Origin of the sequence: uncultured Bifidobacterium sp. (genome assembly GCF_945269915.1) — a bacterium.
GTDB classification, from domain to species: Bacteria; Actinomycetota; Actinomycetes; order Actinomycetales; family Bifidobacteriaceae; genus Bombiscardovia; species Bombiscardovia indica.
The window spans coordinates 1-21617 of the sequence record NZ_CALYOY010000007.1; the positions used below are offsets into that span (position 1 = coordinate 1).

18 protein-coding genes, 1 tRNA gene and 1 pseudogene are annotated in these 21617 nt (G+C 62.5%); 3 read left to right on the top strand and 17 right to left on the bottom strand.

What is annotated here, in order from left to right; genetic code table 11:
- The 4 genes and pseudogenes from truB to nusA all read right to left on the bottom strand — a co-directional run.
- Positions 1–715 (bottom strand): tRNA pseudouridine(55) synthase TruB (gene truB / locus Q0K62_RS02175; protein ID WP_297316349.1); only part of this gene is annotated, 715 nt, incomplete at its 3' end.
- A 295-nt stretch (positions 716–1010) separates the two neighbouring features.
- Positions 1011–1436 (bottom strand): annotated as a pseudogene (gene rbfA / locus Q0K62_RS02180) (30S ribosome-binding factor RbfA); the annotation flags it as partial.
- A gap of 138 nt (positions 1437–1574) precedes the next feature.
- Positions 1575–4388 carry a translation initiation factor IF-2 gene (gene infB / locus Q0K62_RS02185; RefSeq protein WP_297316351.1) on the bottom strand — a complete coding sequence of 938 codons (2814 nt, stop codon included), beginning with the start codon at positions 4386–4388 and terminating at the stop codon, positions 1575–1577.
- 184 nt (positions 4389–4572) lie between these two features.
- Positions 4573–5631 carry a transcription termination factor NusA gene (gene nusA, locus Q0K62_RS02190; protein WP_297316352.1) on the bottom strand — a complete coding sequence of 353 codons (1059 nt, stop codon included), beginning with the start codon at positions 5629–5631 and terminating at the stop codon, positions 4573–4575.
- 155 nt (positions 5632–5786) lie between these two features.
- On the opposite strand from nusA, the gene Q0K62_RS02195 reads away from it, so the two are divergent.
- The gene (locus Q0K62_RS02195) at positions 5787–6647 is read left to right on the top strand and encodes a hypothetical protein (protein ID WP_297316353.1); all 861 of its coding nucleotides are present in this window, start codon (positions 5787–5789) and stop codon (positions 6645–6647) included.
- A 167-nt stretch (positions 6648–6814) separates the two neighbouring features.
- Here the strand turns inward: Q0K62_RS02195 and Q0K62_RS02200 are convergent, their stop codons facing one another.
- On the bottom strand, positions 6815–8176 hold the full coding sequence (locus tag Q0K62_RS02200; RefSeq protein WP_297316354.1) for a DHA2 family efflux MFS transporter permease subunit: 1362 nt from the start codon (positions 8174–8176) through the stop codon (positions 6815–6817).
- A 156-nt stretch (positions 8177–8332) separates the two neighbouring features.
- On the opposite strand from Q0K62_RS02200, the gene Q0K62_RS02205 reads away from it, so the two are divergent.
- On the top strand, positions 8333–8923 hold the full coding sequence (locus tag Q0K62_RS02205) for a TetR/AcrR family transcriptional regulator (protein ID WP_297316355.1): 591 nt from the start codon (positions 8333–8335) through the stop codon (positions 8921–8923).
- Positions 8924–8986: 63 nt separating this feature from the next.
- On the opposite strand, the gene Q0K62_RS02210 is transcribed toward Q0K62_RS02205, so the two are convergent.
- From Q0K62_RS02210 to Q0K62_RS02250, 9 genes are all read right to left on the bottom strand, one after another.
- Positions 8987–9075 (bottom strand) — tRNA-Ser (locus Q0K62_RS02210).
- A gap of 201 nt (positions 9076–9276) precedes the next feature.
- Positions 9277–10224, bottom strand: coding sequence for a tRNA pseudouridine synthase A (locus Q0K62_RS02215; protein WP_297316402.1), 948 nt, complete (start codon positions 10222–10224; stop codon positions 9277–9279).
- Positions 10225–10444: 220 nt separating this feature from the next.
- Complete coding sequence (gene rplQ, locus Q0K62_RS02220; protein WP_297316356.1) at positions 10445–11092, bottom strand: 50S ribosomal protein L17; 648 nt, start codon at positions 11090–11092, stop codon at positions 10445–10447.
- Between the two features lie 131 nt (positions 11093–11223).
- Entirely contained in the window at positions 11224–12219 is a 996-nt protein-coding gene (locus Q0K62_RS02225) for a DNA-directed RNA polymerase subunit alpha (RefSeq protein WP_297316357.1), read from the bottom strand.
- Between the two features lie 75 nt (positions 12220–12294).
- Positions 12295–12693: a 30S ribosomal protein S11 gene (gene rpsK, locus Q0K62_RS02230; RefSeq protein WP_015022328.1), complete on the bottom strand. Its 399-nt coding sequence runs from the start codon at positions 12691–12693 to the stop codon at positions 12295–12297.
- 79 nt (positions 12694–12772) lie between these two features.
- Complete coding sequence (gene rpsM / locus Q0K62_RS02235) at positions 12773–13150, bottom strand: 30S ribosomal protein S13 (RefSeq protein WP_015022329.1); 378 nt, start codon at positions 13148–13150, stop codon at positions 12773–12775.
- Positions 13151–13282: 132 nt separating this feature from the next.
- Positions 13283–13396 carry a 50S ribosomal protein L36 gene (gene rpmJ, locus Q0K62_RS02240; RefSeq protein WP_015022330.1) on the bottom strand — a complete coding sequence of 38 codons (114 nt, stop codon included), beginning with the start codon at positions 13394–13396 and terminating at the stop codon, positions 13283–13285.
- 24 nt (positions 13397–13420) lie between these two features.
- A complete protein-coding gene (gene infA, locus Q0K62_RS02245) occupies positions 13421–13639 on the bottom strand; it encodes a translation initiation factor IF-1 (protein ID WP_004268611.1) in 219 nt (72 codons plus the stop codon).
- Between the two features lie 299 nt (positions 13640–13938).
- The gene (locus Q0K62_RS02250; RefSeq protein ID WP_297316358.1) at positions 13939–14400 is read right to left on the bottom strand and encodes an Hsp20/alpha crystallin family protein; all 462 of its coding nucleotides are present in this window, start codon (positions 14398–14400) and stop codon (positions 13939–13941) included.
- Between the two features lie 392 nt (positions 14401–14792).
- Here Q0K62_RS02250 and gdhA point away from each other — a divergent pair, with 392 nt between their 5' ends.
- Positions 14793–16139: an NADP-specific glutamate dehydrogenase gene (gdhA, locus tag Q0K62_RS02255; protein WP_297316359.1), complete on the top strand. Its 1347-nt coding sequence runs from the start codon at positions 14793–14795 to the stop codon at positions 16137–16139.
- A gap of 141 nt (positions 16140–16280) precedes the next feature.
- On the opposite strand, the gene Q0K62_RS02260 is transcribed toward gdhA, so the two are convergent.
- From Q0K62_RS02260 to Q0K62_RS02270, 3 genes are all read right to left on the bottom strand, one after another.
- Positions 16281–18293 carry an ABC transporter ATP-binding protein gene (locus Q0K62_RS02260; RefSeq protein WP_297316360.1) on the bottom strand — a complete coding sequence of 671 codons (2013 nt, stop codon included), beginning with the start codon at positions 18291–18293 and terminating at the stop codon, positions 16281–16283.
- Positions 18286–20112 carry an ABC transporter ATP-binding protein gene (locus Q0K62_RS02265; protein ID WP_297316361.1) on the bottom strand — a complete coding sequence of 609 codons (1827 nt, stop codon included), beginning with the start codon at positions 20110–20112 and terminating at the stop codon, positions 18286–18288. Before Q0K62_RS02265 ends, Q0K62_RS02260 begins: the two co-directional genes overlap by 8 nt.
- Positions 20113–20274: 162 nt before the next feature.
- Entirely contained in the window at positions 20275–21585 is a 1311-nt protein-coding gene (locus Q0K62_RS02270) for a glycoside-pentoside-hexuronide (GPH):cation symporter (protein WP_297316362.1), read from the bottom strand.
- Positions 21586–21617: the final 32 nt, after the last annotated feature.

The window sequence follows — 21617 nt, forward strand, 5'->3', positions numbered from 1 at the left end:
TATAAGTACCACTGGAGCAGGTCACCGCCACATCCAGATCGACCACTTCCGTATCACGTGCTTCAGTATCGACCACTTCCGTATCGACCCGGTCGGTCCCGACCGTTTCTGCCCCGGTCACATCCGTCTTGCTCGCATCGGTACCGGTGAGGTCTCTGCCCTGATTCTGGGAGGTTTCGCCCGGTGGGCCGCCATGCAGGGTCAAGGGTCGATAATCCAGGACCTGGAACCGATCGATATGAATCGGCCGGGACTGCAGCTCGACCTCCTTGCCCTGCCTGGCCAGGTCATAGGCGCGGCGACCGTTGACCTTGATGGCGGAGAAGGAGTCGGGGACCTGGTTGATGTCGCCGGTAAGGTGATCGGCGATGGTGCTCTCCACCATGGCTCGGCCAAGGTTCTTGACAGCCAGCCGCGAGTCCGCCTTGGCCGGCAGGATCTTACCGTCGGCATCGTCCGTGGTGGTGGCCTGGCCCAGCCGGATCGTGGCCAGATACGTCTTGTCATGCCCGACGATCACCTTGAGCAGGCGGGTGGCCTGGCCGAAACCGATGATCAGAAGGCCTGTGGCCATGGGGTCCAGGGTTCCGGCGTGCCCCACACGGCGTATGCCCAGGGTGGACCGTATGGCCGCGACCAGGTCGTGGCTGGTCACCCCTTTGGGCTTATCGACCAGGACGATCCCCGACCGGTCAGCCTGTTCGGGTCCTTTCATGCTATTCGCCTTTCCCGTCTCTCCTTGGCCCGAAATGACCCTGCCTCCACACGCTTTACGGCGTCCATGAACCGACCGCGCGTCATCATTCCTCGTCGGGCCAGGACAGCATGGAGGCCGTTTTCTCCGAAGCACCGCTTGGCTGATCGTCCTGTTCCTCTCGATCATCCAGATCGTTTCCTGAACGGCCGCCCCGGGCATCATCCCCGGGCCATTCACCGTCCCTGGTCGAGTCATCTTCGTCAAGGCTCGATTCGTCCTGATCGGCGCCATCAGGCTCTTGGTCCTCATCGTCGTCATGCCGGTAGGGGTCCGGGTCACCGGCGTACTGGGCGGTGGCCCTGGCCTTGGCGATCTCCTCGTCCCTGTGACGGGCGGCGGTGAGCACATCCTCGATCTCGTTGGCCTCGGCGGGCACCTCGTCGTAGATGAACCGCAGGGTCGGGGTCAGACGGAGCCCCGCCCTGGCGCCAACCAGGGAACGCAGGCGTCCACTGGCCTGACGAAGGGCCTGTTGGGCCCGCTTCCGATCACCCTGCTCACGACCTTCCCGTCCCAGCTGGGTCCAGTAGATCTTGGCTATCTGCAGGTCGTTGGTCACCCGTACCTCGGTGATGGTGACACCGTTCAGCCGCTTGTCATGCAGTTGTGATTCCAAGGATGACGCAATGACCCGCTGAATCAGCGCCGCGATTCGTACGGCGCGCGGATTGGATCCCATCCCCGTTCCTTTCTCATGCCCTGTCATGGAAGTCCGCCCCGGTCGGGATGACCCGAACCGGGGCGGAGGACCAGACCCGGTGTCCGGTCAGGTCGACGACCGCTGCCGCCGACCTCCGGCCACCTTGTGTGTCTCTGGTTACTTGCGTTCGACCTCGCGCATCTCGAAGGTCTCGATGATGTCGCCGATTTCGATGTCGTTGAAGGAGCCCAGGTTGATGCCCGCCTCGTAGCCCTCGGAGACCTCGTTGACGTCGTCCTTGAACCGACGCAGGGAGGAGATCTCCAGGTCGTTGACGGTGACGACACCGTTTCGGGCGATACGGGCCTTGGTGCCGCGCTTGACGGTACCGTCCTGGACCATGACACCTGCGATGTTGCCGAACTTGGAGGAACGGAAGATCTCGCGGATCTCCGAGTGGGAGGTGGTGACCTCCTCGTACTCCGGCTTGAGCATCCCCTTGAGGGAGGCCTCGATGTCCTCGATGGCGTTGTAGATGACCGAGTAGTACTTGATCTCCACACCCTCGCGGTCCGCGAGCTCCTGGACCTGACGGTTGGGCCGTACGTTGAAGCCGATGATGACGGCCTTGTCGACGGTGGCCAGGTTGACGTCGTTCTGGGTGATGGCACCCACACCGCGATGGATCACCTGGATGCCGACCTCGTCGGAGACCTCGATCTTCATCAGGGAGTCTTCCAGCGCCTCGACGGAACCGGAGGAATCGCCCTTGATGACGATGTTGAGCATGTCGACCTCGGACTTGGCGAACTGCTCCTTGAGACTCTCCAGGGAGACCACCTTGCGGCGCTTGGCCAACTGGGCCGCACGGGCCGTGGCCTCACGCTTCTCTGCGATCTGACGGGCGGTGCGATCGTCCGGGGCCACCAGGAAGAGGTCGCCGGCGGTGGGCACGGAGGTGAGACCGAGCACCTGAACAGGGGTGGAGGGACCGGCGGCATCCATCTGATTACCGTTCTCATCCAGCATGGCGCGGACACGGCCATAGGCCGAACCGGCGACGATGGCGTCTCCCACATGCAGGGTCCCCTGCTGGACCAGGACCGTGGCCACGGCTCCGCGGCCCTTGTCCAGACGGGCCTCGACCGTGGCGCCACGAGCGTCCATGTCGGGGTTGGCCCTCAGGTCCAGGTCGGCATCGGCCGTCAGAAGGACGGCCTCGAGCAGTTTGTCCACGTTGGTACCCAGCTTGGCGGAGATGTCGACGAACATGGTGTCGCCGCCGTACTCCTCGGAGACCAGACCGAACTCGGTGAGCTGGCCGCGCACCTTCTCGGGGTTGGCCCCGTCCACATCGATCTTGTTGACCGCCACGACAATCGGCACGTGGGCCGCCTGGGCGTGGTTGATGGCCTCGACGGTCTGGGGCATGACACCATCATCGGCCGCCACCACCAGGATGGCGACGTCGGTCAGCTCGGCACCGCGGGCACGCATGGCCGTGAAGGCCTCGTGACCAGGGGTGTCGAGGAAGGTGATCTTGCGGTCCTCGCCCTCCAGCTTGACTGTGGCCTGGTAGGCGCCGATGCGCTGGGTGATGCCACCGGCCTCGTGGGTGGTGGTGTTGGTCTTGCGGATGGTGTCCAGGAGTCGCGTCTTGCCGTGATCCACGTGGCCCATGACCGTGACCACCGGCGGACGGGGCTTCAGGTTCTCGTCGTCCTGGTCCTGACGCTCCTCGTCCAGGTCGATGTCGAACTGCTGGAGGAGTTCCTTGTCCTCTTCCTCGGCGGAGACGATCCTGATCTTCCAGCCGATCTCCTCACCAAGGATCTGGAAGGTGGCCTCGTCCAGGGACTGGGTGGCCGTGGCCATCTCGCCCAGGTGGAAGAGGACCGTGACCAGGGCCGCGGGGTTGACGTTGATCTTGTCGGCCAGGTCGGCCAGGGTGGCGCCCTGACGCAGCTGGACGGTACGACCGTTACCGGCGGGGATGCGGACACCGCCGATGACGGGTGCCTTCATCTCCTGGAATTCCTGCCTCTTGGCCATCCGGTTCTTGCGGGCCTTGGAGGACTTGCCTCCCTGACGACCGAAGGCACCTGCGGCACCACCACGACCACGGCCACGGGGGGCGCCGCCACCGGGATGGAATCCACCCGAGGCGGGGGCTGAGGAGGCTCCGAACTTGCCGCCACCGCCACCCTGACGCTGCTGGCCGCCGGGACGGTTGTGGCCCCACTGGCCCGGACGTGCGCCCTGGCCACCATGGGGAGCGCCACCACGTCCATTGCGGAACCCGCCATGACCACCCCTGCGGGTGTCGTTGACGGTGGGCCTCGCCATGGGGTGCGGCCTGGGAATGTCAGAAGGAACCGGTGCCTTCATGCCCTGCTTGCGGCTGAAGGGATTGTTGCCCGGACGAGGCGAGGACGCACCCGGACGACCGGTGTGGTGTGCCCCCGGTGCGCCGCCTGCGCCCGGACGCCCGCCACGCTGCCCCTGCGGACCAGGGCGGCCCATGGGAGACGAGGGCCTGGCCTGACGGGACTCGTTGCCATCATGCCCCTTGGAGGGCCGGGCCGGGGACCCATGCTCGGATCTGTCCTCCTCGCTGGACGAGGAGGAACCGGGCTTGGGGAAATGAGTGTTCGAAGACTGCCGGGGCTGCGAGGTGGGAGCCTCGGTCTGTGCTGCTGGGCGGGACTGGCCCGGCTTGGGGCCCTTGGCGGTTGCCGTTGGGCCGGGCTTGGCGCTGGTGCGCTGTGGTGATGAGGAGGTATGTGCCGACTGCCCGGGCTTGGCACCCTTGGCGGTGGTCTGATCGGACCCGCTCTGCGGGAAAGCGCTCTTGAGACGGCGCACTACCGGTGCTTCTACAGTGGAGGAGGCCGACTTGACGAACTCCCCCATGTCCTTCAACTTTTCAAGGACAGTCTTGCTGTCCACGCCAAATTCCTTGGCCAATTCATACACGCGTGCTTTGGGCACTTACTTTTCTCCTAACCGGACCGCGCATATGAATGGCGCGATCACTCTTCCATGACGGCGAACATATCCTGTATCATCGTGCGACCATGATTGTGTTACCTCGTCTCAGTGCCGGAGCCGGGAGCATGGGCCACCCGGCTCGGAATATCACATTCAGCATACTCGTCCGACTGGATGTTGCAGGTCACTTCTCTTCACTGGCGGAAGAAGGCTGGTTCCTCTCCTGTTCACGCAGTTTCTGCTGACGTGCCTCCTCGGACTCGATTCCGATCTTCCAACCGGTCAGCTTGGCGGCCAGCCGGGCGTTCTGCCCCTCCTTGCCGATGGCCAGGGAGAGCTGGGCGTCCTTGATGAAGGCGATGGCTGTGTGGTTGGTCTCACTGACGATCTCGACCTGGCGGACCACCGCAGGCGAGAGGGCCGCGGCCACGAACTTGGCCGGATCATCCGACCAATCGACGATGTCGATCTTCTCCGGCCCCAGATTCTCCATGACGGCACGCACCCTGGCTCCGGCAGGCCCGATCAGGGCCCCTTTGGGGTTGACCCCCTTCGTGTTGGCGCGGACGGCGATCTTGGTGCGGGCCCCGGCCTCACGGGCGATGGACATGATGGAGACGGCCCCGGAGACCACCTCCGGGACCTCCCTCTCGAAGAGACGGCGGACCAGTTCGGGGTGGGAACGCGAAACCACGATCTCCGGCCCCTTGAGACCACGGTTCACGTTGACCACATAGACCCTGATCCGCTCACCGTGCTTGTAGCGTTCGCCGGGAACCTGCTCACGTCTGGGAAGAATGGCCTCCACATCGCCAACTGCCACGTGGACATTGCTGGGGTCGTTGGCATCCTGCTGGACGACACCGGTGATCAGACGTCCCTTCTGGCCGGAGAAAGCCCCGAAGATGCGCTCATCTTCCGCCTGGCGGAAGAGCTGACGGATGATCTGCCTGGCCGTGGAGGCGGCCAGCCTACCGAAGTCCCTGGGCGTGTCGTCGTATTCCTCCCCAAGGTCGTAACCTGGGTGCGGGTCATCCTCAGTGGGTTCCCGGGGAATTTCATCCTGGGCCCAGACCGTGAAGGCGCCTGCCCGTGAGTCCAGTTCCACCCGGGCATGACGGGCTGCGTGCGGTGATTTTTGGTAGGCAAGCAAGAGGGCCTCGCCCAAGGCTTGGTCCAAGGTCTCGGCATCAATCCCTTGCTCATTTGCCAGCTGATGAATCTCAGCCAGGTCCAGTTCCATGTCAAGACCTCCTATGAAGTTATCAGACCGTGCTTCTTACTGGTCTGCAATCCCTACTATCCTAACCATTCATGCAGACACTCCAGGATTCTTGCCTCACCAGCGCAACAGGGCGTGCAAGGAGGAGGATCCTTCGTCTTCTGTCGGCAGGGCTGGTGGGGGTCCTGTTGACCCCTGCCGTATCGGCCTGCTCCAATCGCACCCCCATCAGGGTAGCCAGCCAGGAGCCCGACGGGCTGAAGACCAGTGCCTGTGAGTCCGCCTATTCCAGGGCCTCCATCAGGGAGCATCGGGACAGGGGTCCACTCGGCATCCCCACCCCGGAATCCTTCGAAAAGACCGCCCAGGCCTGGGTGGATGCGGCCGTCAATTGCCCGGCCAGGAGGGACGAGGCCACCGTCTACAGCGCCCGTGCCCACCTCCGGGCCTGGCATCAGAAGACCGGGGACGACCCCCGGGCCAGACCGTCCACGGACCTGACCGTCGCCTCATCGGCGGATCTGGATACCGCCGCCTCATCCATGGGGAAGGATGCGGCCACCCAGGCAGCCGAGGGCGAGGACCAGGCGGGGTTCGCCGTATCGGTCCTGGCCTCCCGTACCGCCGGAGCGGAGTGGATGTTGGCCCTCTCCGATGCCCATACCACGGCCGGGCAGACCCTGGTCTCCCACCTGGATGCCGACCCACGCCCCGGCACCTACTCGGTTCAGGAACTCCTTGCCCATCCCGATACCATCATCGACAAGGCCAACGGGCTCCAGGCCCCGACCATCGCCGTGGTGGAGATGAACGCCGCCCGGACCATCGTGGCCTCCATACATGCCATGACAAAGACCACAACCGGATTCAGGCAGAACGGCGAGCGCCATGGCGGTTCGGCCAAGCAGGCCGCCGGCGACCACCAGGAGTCCCTGCGCGTGTTGACCAACCTGGCCATCTCGCACCTGTATCTGTCCCTGGCTTTCGGCTACCCCGATGTCGAGGCCGCCATCTTCGAGCCAACCGTCAAATCCTGAACTCAGTCCCAAATGACGGGATCAACCACCTTGAAGCTTGTACACCCCAGGAGCACAGTCTGCAGACCGGTGATATCATGGAACGTGTTCCATACGGTGATTCCGATGGGACAGGGGGGGGGGTCACCCTCGTCAGGGTAGGGGATGACATGGCGGAAGCCTATATGTCATCCCCTACCCTGACGAGGGCCTGAACCGTGTTCGGCCATCGCCACCACAACCAGGATCAATTGGACCAGGGCCAGTGCGGCCATGGCCATGAAGGCCATACCAACCCCCCGGTATCCCTCGGCCAGGGTCTGGACCTCCATGAAGCCGGCCGAACCGAAAGCACCGCCAAGGGTCCTCAGGGAGGTCAGGAGGGCACTGCCATCGGTCACCTGGGCTGGGGTCATGGTTCGCATGCCCCAGGTCACTATCGGGGTCATGATGCACCCCACTCCCAGGAGCCTGATCAGGTAGCAGAGGGCCAGGAGCCAGAGCTGGTCTGGATCATTGACGGCGGCCGTGCCCAGGCAGGAGGCCAGAAGGAGAAGACTGCCGGGAATGGCCAGCCCCCTGATACCGTGACGGTCATATATGCGGCCTGCCAAAGGGCTCATCAGGGCCATGGCCAGGGAACCGGGCATCATGACCAGCCCGGAGACCATGGCGGTGTCTCCCATGGTCTCCTGAATCAGGAGGGGATAGATAGCGGAACCGCCCATCATGACCAGATAGAGAAGAATGCTGACGACAAGGGCCACCCTGAACTCCCTGTTGCCCAGTGCGCGCAGGTCCAGGAAGGGATGGGAGGACTTCAGCTGCCTGCTGACGAAAACCGGGCCTGCCACAAGCCCGACGGCCAACGGGACTACCATATTCGGCCAGGGGCCGACGGTCATCTGCCCCAGTCCCCACAGGAGACCAGTCATGGTCAGGGCGCACAAAACCATAGAGACCGGGTCAAAGTCCAAGGAGATGGTCTGCCCGATGTTTCCGACCAGGACCAGGGAGGGGACCAGGACCAGGAGGGAAAGGACCAGCGTGATCAGGAAGACGCTCCTCCATCCGTGGGCATCGACCAGTAGGCCGGTCAGGGTGGGGGCGATCACCGGGGCCGCACCCGCGGCCAGCCCGTAGATTCCCATGACCAGCCCCTGGCGGTCGGGAGGATACGCGGTCATGACCACGACCTGCAGGAGGGGAAGGATCATGGCGCTGCCCAGGGCCTGGAGGACCCGACCGCCCAGGAGGATCGGGAAATTCCAGGCCACCAGGTCGAGGAGGATGCCCAAGGCGAAGAGGCTCATGGCTGAGATGAAGACCACCCGGGTCGGGAAGCGCTTGATCAGGTAGGCCGTGGCCGGGACCATGATGGCCATGGTCAGGCTGAAGGCGCTGGTCAACCATTGGGCCCTGTCGGCCGTAAGAGAGAAGTCGGCCATGATGGCCGGCAGGGCCGTGGTCAGGGCCGTCTGCAGGAGGGATGTGACAATGGCTCCGCTCAGCAGTGTGCCGAAGATGGCATTGAGACGACGTCCAGTCATGGAGGATGGACCTTTCCGCCAGACCCCGATGCCCTCGTATGACATCTGTCGGGTTTTCGATAATTGCTCAGACATTGTGGAACAATACAAATCAGGCAACAATCATCAATCATTCGAAAAGTGTTGGATTAATACCCGCACGGAAGGGGACCGTCCATGGCCAACACCAGATACAACCAGCGATACCGGGATGCCGAGACCCGGATGGAGGCCGCCATGCTCCACCTGATGGAGCGCATGGACTTCGATGACATCACCATCACCACCCTCTGCCAGGAAGCGGGGGTCAACCGTTCGACCTTCTATGCCCATTTCAGCGACATGGCCGAGATGCTGGATGCCATGGAGACCACACTGAGCCAGGAACTCCTGGACCGCTACACCGGTTTCACCCCACCCGGTCAGGGAAGCAGACAGATCCTCTCCCCGGCCTCCCTCGGCCCCTTCCTGGAACACATACGCCGACATCGCTTCTTCTACAGTGTGATCCTGAGGACCAGGAAGACCTTCCCCATCGAGCAGGGACAGGAACGCCTCCTGGAGGAGGTAATAAGACCGGCCTGCCTGCGTGTCGGCATCGACCGGCAGGAGGATATCGACTATTACCTGATCTACTTCGAGGCGGGCTTCTCGATGATCCTCAAACATTGGGTGGAGACGGACTGCGCCAAGGAGGTTGATCAACTGGCCAAAACCATCCACGCCTGCATCCCCGCCGTCCTCCAGGGCACCGACGACACAGGTTGACTTGAACAGAACCGGATCGACATCAGGCAAGAAAAAAGCCCCGCAGGTTACCCGGGGCTTGGATGGCGGTTGAGGAGAGATTCGAACTCTCGGAGGGGGTTACCCTCACACGCTTTCGAGGCGTGCTCCTTAGACCGCTCGGACACTCAACCGATGTCGTTGCACGACGCTGCCGAACAACAACTTTTCCATTATGCCACACCTTCCCCGTCCGGCAAACCGCGTGGCGCACTGATGGGGACACCTATAAAGGCCATGGGCCCTCGTGCCCGGCAAGCCCCCTGTTGCAACCCTCCGGAAAGACCGCAATGGTTCGTGGTTCCCGATTGATTCAAGCCGGTTGGCACATGGAATCAGGAAGTCTCAAGGGTCCGCTTGGCCCTGATGGATGCCGCCCTGGCGGCCAACCGGTCGTCCGAGGGATACCGCACATGCTCAAGGGTCAGTCCGCAGGCGGCGGCAGGACCCGTCGCGCCCTCCCTGACCGGGTGCTCCACCTTCCGGCAGAACCAGGAGACGGTCTGCTTGCCCAGCCCGACCCTCAGGGAGGCGTTGACCAGTGAGCGCACCATGTTGTGGGCGAAGGCGTCGGCCACAATCGTGAAACAGACCAGGCCCGACTCCAGCACGGGGGTGTCGTAGGCAGGGCCGGCCCAGTTGGAAGACTCCCCAACCCCGGAAGGCCTTTCAAGCAGGGAGCGTCTCGGCACCCTGTCCCAGTGGGCATAGAGGACCTTGCGAATCGTGGTTCCACCCTCATTGGCCGTGGCGAAGGACCCGAAGTCGTGCAGCCCTGGACAGGAGGCCACCGCCTGGTTCATGGATTCGAGATTCAGTTGGCCATCCAGGGGCAGGACGAATCCTCGCATCCTCGGGTCCAGGTCGTCCGGTCGGTCACAGACCCGGTAGACATAGGTCCGTTCCAGGGCAGAGAAACGGGCATCGAATCCCTCAGGAGCCAGGCGCAGATCGTGGAGGGCCATGTCGGCCGGCAGGAGGTGCCGCAGGCGGCGTTTCAGCGCCTCCACCGGATCCACATCCATGTGCCCCTGGCAGGATTCCAACAGGGCCCTGGGAATATCCAGATGGCAGACCTGGTGGGAGGCATGCACCCCGGTATCGGTACGTCCGGCCACCACCAGGTGAGGGTTCCAGACCGGACCTTGATTTCCCGCCCTCCTCCCCCGCTGGTGGGTGACCACTGCCAGGGCCTCCTCCAGACAGCCCTGGACGGTCCTCAGCGTGGGCTGCCGTGCCCATCCATAGAAGGCCCCACCCTGGTAGGCGAGTTCTAGGCGCAGCCGGACGGTGCCGGTCGAGCCTTCCACCTGGGGCGCCCCGCCTTCTTTCCGAACTTCTGCCACCGGTTGTCCTTTGCTCTTCGTATCGCGCTGACGTTTAGCCCCGGCTTAGGGCCAGGCGGGACGGGATATAGGCCCACTGATAAGGAGAAGGGCCGGGAAGTGATTCCCGACCCTTTACACAGGTCCGAACCGGCACCTGCAGACTTCCCTGTGAGTCCTACTTCTTGGAGGCCTTCTTGGCGTCCTCGGCCACGTCGGCGTCCTCTTCGGCGGCTGCCTCGGCCTGGTCGGCCTCATCGGCCGTCTTCTCCAGGTCCTCGGCGGCCTCATCGGCCTGGGCCACGTCCGTGTCGGACTCGTTGGCCTCGACGGCCTGGTTCACGGCGTCGTCGGCGGCACCTTCGGCGACGGCTGCATCGGCTGCTGCGGCAACCTCGGCATCATCATCCTTGGCAGCGACCTTGGCTGCAGCCTCGGCCTCCTTGACGGTGGCCTTCTTGGCGGACAGAGGCTCGGTAACGAGCTCGATGACGGCCTGGGGGGCGTTGTCGCCACGGCGGGGGGCGATCTTGGTGATACGGGTGTAGCCACCCTCGCGCTGCTCCATCTGCTCGGCGATCCGGGTGAAGAGGATGTGGACCACGGACTTGTCGCGGATCACCCTCATGACCCTGCGGCGAGAAGCCAGGTCACCACGCTTGGCGAAGGTGATCAGGCGCTCGGCCAGGGGGCGAAGCCTCTTGGCCTTGGGCAGGGTGGTGGTGATACGACCATGGGCGAACAGGCTGGTGGCCATGTTGGCCAGCATCAAACGCTCATGGGCCGGGCTGGAGGCCAGACGGGGGCCCTTGCTGGGTTTTGGCATTGGATTATCTCCTTACAGGCCCCGGTAATCAGGTGGGCATTCGCCCGAACATCCGATTCCGGGGATTTCTTACTTCAACGGGCACCATAACAGAACTCGGGCATCCGCTCCCACGAAGGTTGACGGCAACCTCACTCGTCGTCAGGCGAGAAGAAGGTGCCCCCCTCGAGATTGTTGGTGTCGAAGCCCAGAGGCGACGCCTTCAGGGAAAGACCCATGCCTTCGAGCTTCTCCTTGACCTCGTCGATGGACTTCATACCGAAGTTGCGGATGTCGAGCAGGTCCTGCTCGGTGTGCGAAACCAGCTCACCGATGGTGTGGATACCCTCGCGCTTGAGGCAGTTATAGGAACGCTGCGTCAGGTTCAGGTCCTCGATCGGCACTGACATCTCCGGATCGGCCTCTTCGACGACGGGCTCGGGCCCGACCTCGACACCCTCGGCCTGGGTGTTGAGCTCGCGGCAGAGACCGAAGAGCTCCACCAGGGTGGAACCTGCCGATGCCACGGCGTCGCGCGGCGAGATGGCGGGCTTGGTCTCCACATCCAGGACCAGCTTGTCGAAGTCCGTGCGCTGCTCGACACGGGTGGCCTCGACCTTATAGCTGACCTTGAGAACCGGGGAGTAGATGGAATCGACCGGGATGCGGCCGATCTCATCGCTGTCCTGCTTGTTGAGCTGGGCCTGGACGTATCCACGACCCCTCTCGACGGTGAACTCGATCTCCAGCTCTCCATCATCCGCCAGGGTGGCGATGTGGAGATCCGGGTTGGCGATGGTGACGCCTGCCGGCGGGGTGATGTCCCCGGCGGTGGCTTCGCCCTTGCCGCTCTTACGCAGATACATGACCACGGGCTCGTCGTACTCGCTGTTCAGCACGATGCCCTTGATGTTGAGGAGGATCTCGGTGACGTCCTCTTCCACACCCGGCAGGGTGGTGAACTCATGCAGGGCTCCGGAGATACGGACCGAGGTGACGGCCGCACCGGGAATGGAGCTCAGCAGGGTACGACGCAGGGAATTACCCAGGGTATAGCCGAATCCGGGTTCCAGGGGCTCGATGGTGAAGCGGGAGCGCTGGGCATTGACGACTTCTTCGGTAAGTGTCGGACGCTGTGCAATAAGCACTGTTGCTATCCTTTCAGCTCCGACCGGCGGTGCACACACCGGTCTTCGCGGGTGGATTCATGGTTTTTCTAGTGCTCAGACGCGACGGCGCTTGGGAGGACGGACACCATTGTGTGCCTGGGGGGTCACATCGGAGATGGACCCGACCTCGAGACCTGCGGACTGCAGGGAACGGATGGCTGTCTCACGACCAGAGCCCGGGCCCTTGACGAAGACATCGACCTTCTTGACGCCGTGCTCCATGGCCTTGCGGGCTGCGGACTCGGCTGCCATACCCGCTGCATACGGGGTGGACTTACGGGAGCCCTTGAAGCCGACATCGCCACCTGATGCCCAGGCGACGACCGCGCCGGAGGGGTCCGTGATGGAGATGATGGTGTTGTTGAACGTTGACTTGATATGCGCCTGCCCGACGGGAACCGACTTGCGGTCCCTGCGACGAGGCTTGCGCGCGGCCTGCTTTGCTGCTGCCATTGATCCTCGTTTCCTTCTAACGAATTACTGATTGCTTGCTCGGGATAAGCGGGGGCGAACCCCTGTCCCGAATCCGGCCTTACTTCGTCGCCTTCTTCTTTCCGGCGACTGTGCGCTTCGGTCCCTTGCGGGTACGGGCGTTGGTCTTGGTACGCTGACCGCGCACGGGCAGACCCCTGCGGTGGCGCTGGCCCTGATAGCAATTGATCTGGATCTTACGGCGAATATCGGCGTCGATCTCACGACGCAGATCACCCTCGATCTTGTAGTTGCCTTCGAGGTAATCACGCAGCGTAATGAGCTGCTCATCCGTGAGATCCTTGACGCGGGTGTCCGGATTCACTCCGGTCGCGGCAAGTGTTTCCTTGGCACGAGTACGCCCGACACCGAAAATGTAGGTGAGGGCTATCTCGATGCGCTTCTCGTTGGGGATGTCGACTCCGGCAAGACGTGCCATTGCGATTCCTTTTTGTTCTACGCAGGTCGTGCACCAAGTCTTCCGGTCTCCCGGCCCGGGCCTGCGCACCCGGGGTTCAGTCTGACGACTGTGACTCAGCGCCTTTGTGTTTCGTTGCCGCTGGAAATCCGCTCAGCCCTGGCGCTGCTTGTGGCGCGGGTTTTTGCAGATCACCATGACGCGGCCGTGTCGACGAATCACGCGGCAGTTCTCGCAGATTCTCTTCACACTAGGGCTGACCTTCATGGTTTTCCTTTACTTGTGTACCTATCACTTGTACCGGTACGTAATACGACCGCGGTTCAGATCGTAGGGACTCATTTCAAGCACCACCCTGTCCTGGGGCAGAATGCGGATGTAGTTCTTGCGCATCTTGCCTGAAATGGTGGCCAGGACAATGTGCTTGTTCTCGAGCTCGACGCGAAACATTGCATTCGGCAACGCCTCGACGACCCGCCCCTCAACTTCAATCACACCATCTTTTGCCATAAGCCTTCTATCCGATCCTCGGCTGATTACACAACGCGTCAGAAGACACGCCAAATTGCAAGTATAGCATCAATGGATACAACTCGGTTAAGTGGCGTGTTGATATAGCAAAGGGGCCGCACCAATGTGGCCTGCCATGCACAACCATCATAGCAGGACACCGGCGCGGTCCCTCCCGAATCGAAGAACAAACCGGAAAACCGCGGACCGACAGGGGGTGGAGAAATCCCGAATCGACCCGCGGAGCTCTTATACGGCTTTACCCCGGACCGTCGCCGGACCGGAGCAGAAAGCGGCCCTCAGTCCTCGATGGCGATGGACTGCTTGTTGTCGACCTGCTTGACGCTGGCCTTGGGCAGGCTGATCTCCAGGGTGCCGTTGGTGTACTTGGCGTGGATGTCCTCCTGGCGGACATTATCGCCGACGTAGAAGCTGCGTGAGCAGGAACCGGTGTACCGCTCGCGACGGATCCACTGACCCTTGTCATCCTTGTCGCCCTGATCGGCGTTCTTCTGGGCCGAGACCACCAGGTAGCCGTCCTCCAACCGCAGGGAGATGTCCTTCTTGTCGAAGCCGGGCATATCCACGTCGATCTGATACTGGTCATCCTTCTCACGAACATCCGTGTTCATCAGCGGGCCGGCCATGGCGACACCCTTGCCGTCATCCTGACGACGGGCGTCACGCCAGTTGTTGAAGAAGGGATCGTCAAAGAAATCACTGAAAATCGAGTTGTTCATCAATGCAGGGAACATTGCCATAATTGCACTCCTTAATGCTGTCAAGTCGTTACCGCGGCAAGCGCCCCGCCGATGCCGCCCCCAGAAACCTGCGACCGACGGGACATCCGAGGCCTGTGACCTCTTCCTTGCCTGTCACTATCTTCAATTCCCCGGGTGCCCTCTTCATGCCCGGTTTTCACCCAGGGAATAAAAAGTTGAGTCAGACAGACTCAACTTTGAATCTTGGTCTTTCCGGCTTTCGAGAGGCAAGTGCCCACATCCTAAGACACATTGCGGTCCGGCTCTTGTTCCAGGGTGGCGCAGGACTTTAGAATGAGACCGATTCACTCAATCACGACACCGGTGGATGGGGACACGGTTCCCGTCGCACAGCCGACCATCAAGAATCATCAAGACCTAAGGAGCCTTGCATGTTTACCAATGAATATGTCAAGCGTGTCTACCAGCAGGTAGAGCGCCGCGACGGGAACCAGCCCGAATTCCTCCAAGCCGTCCGGGAGGTGTTCGAGAGCCTGGAGCCGGTGGTGGCCAAGCATCCCGAATATGAGGCCAACGGCGTCCTGGAGCGCCTGGTCGAACCGGAACGGGTGGTCAAGTTCCGCGTGGCCTGGACGGATGACCAGGGCAGGGTCCAGGTCAACCGGGGGTACCGGGTCCAGTTCAACTCGGCCATCGGGCCCTACAAGGGTGGTCTGCGCTTCCACCCCACCGTGACCGAGTCGGTCGTCAAGTTCCTCGGCTTCGAGCAGATCCTGAAGAATTCCCTGACCGGCCTGCCCATGGGCGGCGGCAAGGGCGGCTCGGACTTCGACCCCAAGGGGCGTTCGGATGCCGAGGTCATGCGCTTCTGCCAGGCCTTCATGACCGAGCTGCAGCGCCACATCGGCCAGTTCACCGACGTGCCCGCCGGCGACATCAACGTGGGTGGCCGAGAGATCGGCTACCTCTTCGGCCAGTACAAGCGCCTGCGCGACGAGTACTCGGGCGTGCTGACCGGCAAGGACATGACCTTCGGCGGATCCCTGGCCCGCACCGAGGCCACCGGCTACGGCCTCTGCTACTACACCCAGGAGGCCCTGAAGGCCCTGCGCCAGGACTCCCTTCAGGGCAAGACCGTCTCCATCTCCGGCTCGGGCAACGTGGCCATCTTCGCCACCGAGAAAGCCCAGCAGCTGGGCGCCAAGGTGGTGACCGCATCCGACTCCGACGGGTACGTCTACGATCCCGATGGAATCGACCTGAACCTGGTCAAGGACATCAAGCTGGGTCACCGCGGCCGAATCAAGGAGTACGCCGACCGGGTCCAGGGTGCCGAATACCACGAGGGCTGCAAGGGCGTCTGGACCGTTCCCTGCGATATCGCTTTGCCCTGCGCCACCCAGAACGAGATCGACGAGGAGTCCGCCGGGACCCTGGTCGCCAACGGGTGCACCGTGGTCTGCGAGGGTGCCAACATGCCCTCAACCCCCGGGGCCATTGCCGTCTACCAGGAGCAGGGACTGCTCTACGGCCCCGCCAAGGCGGCCAACGCCGGCGGCGTGGCCGTCTCCGGTCTGGAGATGAGCCAGAACTCCCTCCGCCTCCAGTGGACCTTCGACGAGGTGGACCAACGGCTGAAGGACATCATGACCGACATCTTCCAGAAGTCCTACGAGGCCTCCAAGGAGTATGGCAAGCCCGGTGACCTGATGCTGGGCGCCAACGTGGCCGGCTTCACCAAGGTCGCCGATGCCATGGTGGCCCAGGGCGTGCTCTGAACCCACGGGCGGTGAGTCCGGAAAGGGCGCAGACCCGCCCCGGAACCCGCTGAGATACGAATGGAGGGGGTCGACCCATCGGGGTCGGCCCCCTCCACTGACATTCATGGCCCTCGCCCGTCCCCGGACCGGCAGGGAGACCTACTCCAGTTCCAAGGCTCCGGTATAGAGCTGGTAGTACTCACCGTGCTTGGCGATGAGCTCATCATGGTTGCCGCGTTCGATGATCCGCCCATGGTCCAGGACCATGATCACATCGGAGTTGCGGACCGTGGAGAGCCTGTGGGCGATGACGAAGACCGTCCTCCCCCGCATCAGGGCGTCCATACCCTGCTGGACCACCTCCTCGGTCCTGGTGTCGATCGAAGAAGTGGCCTCGTCCAGGATCATGGCCGGGGGGTCCGCGACGGCGGCCCTGGCAATGGAGATCAGCTGGCGCTGCCCCTGGGAGAGGCCGCTCCCATCCCCCTCCAGGACGGTCTGGTACCCCTGGGGAAGCATGCGGATGAAACCATCGGCGTTGGTCATCCTGGCCGCTTCCATACACTCCTGGTCGGTGGCGTCCAGGCGACCATAGCGGATGTTGTCCAGGACTGTACCGGTGAAGAGGTTGACGTCCTGGAGGACGATGCCCAGGGAACGACGGAGGTCCGGCTTACGGATGTTCCTCACGTCGATCCCGTCGTAGAGGATCTGGCCCTGCTGGATGTCGTAGAAGCGATTGATCAGGTTGGTGATCGTGGTCTTGCCGGCACCGGTGGCGCCGACCAGGGCCACCTTCTGCCCCGGCTTGGCGAACCAGGTGATGTCATGCAGGACGGGCTTCTTGGGGTCATAGCCGAAGCTGACATCGGTGAACCGCACATCCCCCTGGAGGAGGGTGTAGCGCCCGTCAGGCGAGGTAATGGCCTGGTCCTTGGCTTTCAGGGCCACATCACGGGCTTCCCCGGGTAGCTTCATGGCGGCCTCCAGCGAGCGCCTGCCGTCATCGTTCACGTCACGCTTCCAGGCCCAGTGCCCGGTCTCGTGGTCGACCGGGGTCATGGTGCGGCCGTCCGAGGCCAGCTCGACGCTGACCAGGCTGACCGTACCATGGTCGGACTCGGCGGGTTGGTCCATCAGGTCGAAGATCCGGGAGGCACCGGCCAGGGCCATCATGACCATGTTGAACTGCATGGAGACCTGACCGATGGGGTTGATGAAGGAGCGGGACAGGGTCAGGAGCGAGACGATGGTCCCCAGGGTGAGCGGCCCCGCCCCGGTCAGACCCGCATTCCTCATCCCCGCGATGCCGGCCAGACCACCGACGATGGCCAGGATGACATAGAGGAGGTAACCCATGTTGCCCACGACCGGCATGGTCACGTTCCCGTAGGTGTTGGCCTGGGCCGAGGCATGGAAGAGCTCCTCGTTCCGGGCCTCGAAGACCTTGGCCGTGGCATCCTCATGGTTGAAGACCTTGATCACCTTCTGCCCGTTGACGGCCTCCTCGACAAAGGCGTTGACCTGGCCCAGATAGCGCTGCTGGTGGACGAAGTACCGTCCGCTTCGGGTGACCAGCACCCGGACGACCACGATCAGGACGGCCGAGAAGACCAGGGTCAGGACGGTGAAGGGGATGGAGAGCCAGAGCATGGAGATCAGGGCCGCCAGGGCGGAGAGGACCGAGGAGACCATCTGCGGGAAGGACTGGGAGATGGCCTGACGGAGGGTGTCCGTGTCGTTGGTGTAGCGGCTCATGGTGTCGCCGTGCTCATGGGTGTCGAAGAAGCCGATGGGCAACTCCTGCTGGTGGGCGAACATCTGGTCGCGGATGGTCTTCAGGGTGCCCTGTTCCACCTTGACGATCAACCAGTTCCAGAACCAGGAGCAGAAGGTCCCCACAGCATAGAGGCAGCCCATCAGGATCAGGGTACGCATCAGGGGGCCCCAGTCCGGGTCGGTGGCTCCCACCAGGGGGAGGATGTAGTGGTCGATCAGAGGCTGGAGGAAGAAGGCCGAGGCCGCCTGGGCCCCCGCGCTGATGATGATGCACACCACGATCACGACCAGCTGCCAGCGATAGGCCATCAGGTAGCCCAGGAGACGACGCGTGGTTCCCGGGGCGGCCCGGTCCAGGCGGGGCTTGCGGTCCTTGAATGATTCGTCACTCATGGTCCTCGTCCTCCTTGCCCCGGTTCCTGGTCTGCGATTCGTATATGGACCGGTATTCCCGACAGGTTCGCAGAAGGTCCTGGTGGGCGCCCCTGTCGAGGATCCGACCCTCCTCCAGGACCACGATCATGTCGGCGTCCTCGACCGAGGCCACGCGCTGGGAGATGATGATCTTGGTGGTGTCCGGAATCTCCTGGCTGAAGGCCTGGCGGATCAGCCGGTCGGTCTTGGTGTCGACGGCGCTGGTGGAGTCGTCCAGGATCAGGATGTTCGGCTTCTTCAGGAGGGCCCGGGCTATGCAGAGGCGCTGACGCTGCCCGCCGGAAAGGTTGGTGCCACCCTGGTCCAGGTGGGTCTGGTAACCGTCGGGAAACTCATTCACGAAACCATCGGCCTGGGCCAGGGTGCAGGCATGCACCAATTCCTCGTCGCTGGCCTGGGGATTGCCCCAACGCAGGTTCTCGGCGATGGTCCCGCTGAAGAGGACGTTCTTCTGGAGGACCATGGCCACCTGGTCGCGCAGGACGGCCAGGTCATACTGGCGCACGTCGACCCCGCCCACCTGGAGGGATCCCTCGGTCACGTCATAGAGGCGGGGAATGAGCTGGACCAGACTGGACTTGGAGGACCCGGTCCCGCCCACGATGCCCAGGGTGGAGCCCGAGGGGATGTCCAGGTCGATGTGGTTCAGGACCGGGCGCTCGGACCGGTCGGAATAGCGGAAGGTCACGTCCCTGAAGCTGATTGAACCGTCAGCCACCTCCATGACCGGGTTCGCGGGATCGTGCACGGTGCTGGCCTCGTCCAGGACCTGGCAGATGCGTTCGGCGGACGCCTGGGAGATGACGACCATCACGACGATCATGGAGACCATGTTCATGGCCATCATGATCTGGATGGCATAGGTGACCAGGGCGGTCAGGTCACCCGTGGTCAGCCCAAGGGAGGCGTTGTTCCCGGAGGCCACGATCTGGGAGGCGCCCATCCAGGAGATGACCAGAAGCGAAGCGTAGATGCAGAAGTTGAGCAGGGCAGGGTTCAGGCTCATGATCCGTTCGGCCTTGCAGAAGGCCCGGTATATGGCCAGGGAGATCCCGTCGAACTTGCGCTCCTCGTGGTCCTCCCGGTTGTAGGACTTGACCACCCGGATACCCTGGAGGTTCTCGTCGACCACGTTGTTGAGGTGGTCGTAGGTGTGGAAGACCCGCTCGAAGATCGGATGGACCAGGAGGGAGAGGCCGATGAGGCCGAACCCGAGGATGGGGATGGCAATCAGGAAGACCATGGATATGGGCCTGGAGATCCTGAAGGAGAAGATCCAGGCCACGATGACCATGATCGGGGCCCTGACCCCCACCCTGATGACCATCTGGTAGGCGTTCTGCAGGTTGGTCACATCGGTGGTCAGCCTGGTGATGATGGATCCGGTGGAGAAACGGTCGATGTTGGTGAAGCTGAAGGACTGGACCTTGGCGAAGAGGTCGCTGCGAAGATTCTTGGCCAGGCCCGATGAGGCGATGGCCGCGTACCTTCCGGACATGAATCCGGAGACCAGGGAAACGGCCGAGCAGGCCAACAGGATCAGGCCGAACTTGAAGATGGCCGGCATGGATCTCCCGGAGACACCCTGATCGATCAGGGAGGCCATGATGGTCGGGATGACGATCTCCAGGACGCTTTCCAGAAAGACGAAGGCCGGGGTCAGGAGGCTGGCCTTCCGGTATTCCCGCAAGGAGTGCAAAATGGTGCGGATGGTGTGCTGCGGATGGGTCGGTTCCTGCTTGTCCGATCTGAGCTCGGATGCCGTAGAACCCTTCAAGTCGCCCTCCCTCATTAGTTTCAACACAGTTTCCGGGCATTTCCGGCCCGAATCCGGTCGACCATCAGGCTATCACCAGGCCCGACCCGGGCCGCTCATTTCAGCCAACCGGTACAGATGATATGGGGGGGGGGGGAAGAAGAGAGAAGGAAGAGAAAAAGCTCAATCTGAGCGTTCATTCGCTCGCGTCTGGAAATAAGAGGGCTCCGCGACGATTCGCCGCATCTTGCCATCCAAATCGTATCGTACCAAAAGGATGGCAATAAGGAGAACCATGACCAGAGGAACCCATACGAAGGTTCCCACCATGGCCGAAAGGGCCCTTTCTGTCTGGTGGCTGGTTTCGGCCTTGTAACCGGAAGCGGACAGGACCCAGGCTATGGCCGCCGACGATACCCCCATGGCCACCTTCATGGAGAAGCTGGAGGAGCTGAAGACCATTCCGTCCGAGCGGACACCGTAACGCCACTGGCCATAGTCCACAACATCGGCACTCATGGAATTCAACGATGCATTCAGAGGAACCATACCTGTCATCCTGAGTAGGATGGATAGAAAGAAAATGCCAAGGCTGGAGGAATCGATACGGATTAGCAGACTCCCCGCCACTACGAGAACCAGACCCGCCAGGGAAGTGGTACGCTTCCCGAACCGCGCAATGATGGGTCCTGACAGGGGCAGGCCGAGAATCATCGGCAAGACCGTGGCAAACCCCAATGCCGAGGTAAGGCTCGGATTACCAAGGACATACTTGGCCAAATAGGCCGCCATTCCATTTGCTATGCCGTTGTAGACCCATAGGAGGAAATTGAGTCCGAGGGTGATCCACCAGTACCGGTTCTTCGACAGGGCGGCAAACTGGCTGCCTAGGGTAACCCTGTCCTCCCGGCCACCACCAAGGTCCTGTTCGCGTGTCATCCGGAAGGTATACCAGTACCCGAAGGGAATCATGAACGCTATGCACCCGAAGAAGACGCCCCAACCGGTCGCACCCCCGCCGAGTCGAGCAATGAGTGGCATGGCCAGCAGGTAGACGAGCATGGCTCCGATGTTGGCCGTGGTCATCCGGAAGATGTTGAGCCGGGTTTTTTCGTCGACATCACTGGTTATCAGTGAGGTAAGGGAAGCGTATGCCACGTTCACCGTCGAGTAAGCCAGATTCACCAGGATGAAGGATATCCAGGCGTATCCGAGCCTGCCAGCGGACGTTCTGCACGGATCAAGGAAGAGCAGGAAAAAGCAGGGACCATAAAGGACACCCCCGGCCAGCATCCATGGCCGGGCCCTCCCCCACCTGGTCCTTGTTCGGTCAATCAACACGCCGACCACCACATCCCAGATCGCCGCCGCCAATCGCACCAGCAGGAGCATGAAGGCGACATTGGCAGGATTCAGATGAATCACATCCGTATAGAACATGGTCAGATAGGTAGCCATCGCGATGTTGCCGATGGATGTCCAGAAATCACCCATACCGAAGGCGAATTCCTCCGATAGGCCGACCC